Annotated in this window: 1 protein-coding gene; it reads left to right on the plus strand. The window is 42.8% G+C overall.

All coding sequences use genetic code 11. The features are described from left to right. The coding region (locus tag ACFINS_RS11000) for an ATP phosphoribosyltransferase regulatory subunit (RefSeq protein ID WP_375706293.1) at positions 1 to 600 on the plus strand (600 nt) is incomplete at both ends.

A 600-nucleotide genomic window follows, 5' to 3' on the forward strand; every position in this document is an offset into this window, starting at 1 on the left:
GTGGATGTCTTTGCGTTATGATCTTACGGCACCTCTTGCCCGTTATTTTTCAGAAAATTTTGAAACTTTGCCAAAGCCTTATCGGAGTTATCGTCTAGGCTTTGTTTTTCGCAATGAAAAACCTGGACCGGGACGTTTTCGGCAATTTATGCAATTTGATGCTGATATTGTGGGAACGCCGACAGTTGCTGCAGATGCCGAAATTTGCATGATGGCAGCCGATAGTTTGCAAAAATTAGGATTTCAGCATCATGATTATGTCATTCGTTTGAATAACCGGAAAATTCTGGATGCTGTTTTGGAGAAAGTTGGCTTGACGGGAAGAGAGCAGGCTCAAAGGCGCTTAACCGTTCTGAGAGCAATTGATAAACTCGATAAATTTGGTCTTGAAGGTGTACGTTTGCTTTTGGGAAAAGGGCGTTTAGATGAAAGTGGTGATTTCACAAAAGGCGCAGAGCTTAAGGACAAAGAGATTGATGGTATTCTTTCCTTGCTTACCATAGAGGTTGGAACTGCAGAGGAAACGTTTGACGCTCTTAGAAAAATCGTTGACCAGAGTGAGGAAGGGCTTGAAGGGGTTCATGAGCTTGAAGAGATGCA

Source organism: Bartonella sp. AA2SXKL (assembly GCF_042197205.1).
Taxonomy (GTDB): Bacteria; Pseudomonadota; Alphaproteobacteria; order Rhizobiales; family Rhizobiaceae; genus Bartonella.